We start from the raw sequence: 884 nt of genomic DNA on the forward strand, positions 1-884 counted from the left end.
CCCCACGTCAAAGACGCTAGATCCTAAGTCTAGTGCGTCTGCCAATTCCGCCACACGCGCATACAATGATAATGGTGAGCCATGAAGGACTCGAACCTTCGACACCCTGATTAAAAGTCAGGTGCTCTACCAACTGAGCTAATGGCTCTTAATGGCTGGGGATATAGGATTTGAACCTATGCATGACGGAGTCAAAGTCCGTTGCCTTACCGCTTGGCTAATCCCCAATATGCATATGATTCACAATTCCCCCATATTTCATCCATGTAAGAGAACAAAATATGGTGGAGGCTGAGGGGATCGAACCCCCGACCCTCTGCTTGTAAGGCAGATGCTCTCCCAGCTGAGCTAAGCCTCCATACTATCCTATGACCCGTAGGGGATTCGAACCCCTGTTACCTCCGTGAAAGGGAGGTGTCTTAACCCCTTGACCAACGGGCCATCCTGTAACAAGCTCTCAACCGGGATCGAACCGGTGACCTCATCCTTACCATGGATGCACTCTACCTACTGAGCTATGAGAGCAAATGGCTCCCCGAACAGGACTCGAACCTGTGACAACTCGATTAACAGTCGAGTGCTCTACCAACTGAGCTATCAGGGAATAATAATTATAAAACTCGCTTGGCGGCGTCCTACTCTCCCAGGACCCTGCGGTCCAAGTACCATCGGCGCTGGAGGCTTAACGGTCGTGTTCGGGATGGGTACGTGTGGAACCCCTCCGCTATCGCCACCAAACATGAATTTGCCTCGCAAATTCTTCCGTAAGGTTATTCGGTTCATCACGGATCGTGTGAATGAATCGCCATACGCTTGTCGTATGTACTTCTACATACCTTCAAGGTTACACCCTGAAAACTGGATCCGAAACTTCATTGCGTCTT

6 tRNA genes and 1 rRNA gene are annotated in these 884 nt (G+C 50.1%); all 7 read right to left on the bottom strand.

Going from position 1 to position 884, the window contains the following annotated elements:
- Positions 1 to 72 precede the first annotated feature (72 nt).
- Positions 73 to 148 (bottom strand) — tRNA-Lys (locus C400_RS0125735).
- A 4-nt stretch (positions 149 to 152) separates the two neighbouring features.
- A tRNA-Gln gene (locus C400_RS0125740) sits at positions 153 to 227 on the bottom strand.
- A 55-nt stretch (positions 228 to 282) separates the two neighbouring features.
- Positions 283 to 358, bottom strand: a tRNA-Val gene (locus C400_RS0125745).
- An 11-nt stretch (positions 359 to 369) separates the two neighbouring features.
- Positions 370 to 441 (bottom strand) — tRNA-Glu (locus tag C400_RS0125750).
- Positions 442 to 452: 11 nt separating this feature from the next.
- A tRNA-Thr gene (locus C400_RS0125755) sits at positions 453 to 525 on the bottom strand.
- Positions 526 to 528: 3 nt separating this feature from the next.
- Positions 529 to 604: transfer RNA gene (locus C400_RS0125760), tRNA-Asn, on the bottom strand.
- Between the two features lie 18 nt (positions 605 to 622).
- A 5S ribosomal RNA gene (gene rrf, locus C400_RS0125765) occupies positions 623 to 738 on the bottom strand.
- Positions 739 to 884 lie beyond the last annotated feature (146 nt).

The organism is Paenibacillus sp. ICGEB2008, assembly GCF_000307675.1.
GTDB classification, from domain to species: Bacteria; Bacillota; Bacilli; order Paenibacillales; family Paenibacillaceae; genus Paenibacillus; species Paenibacillus polymyxa.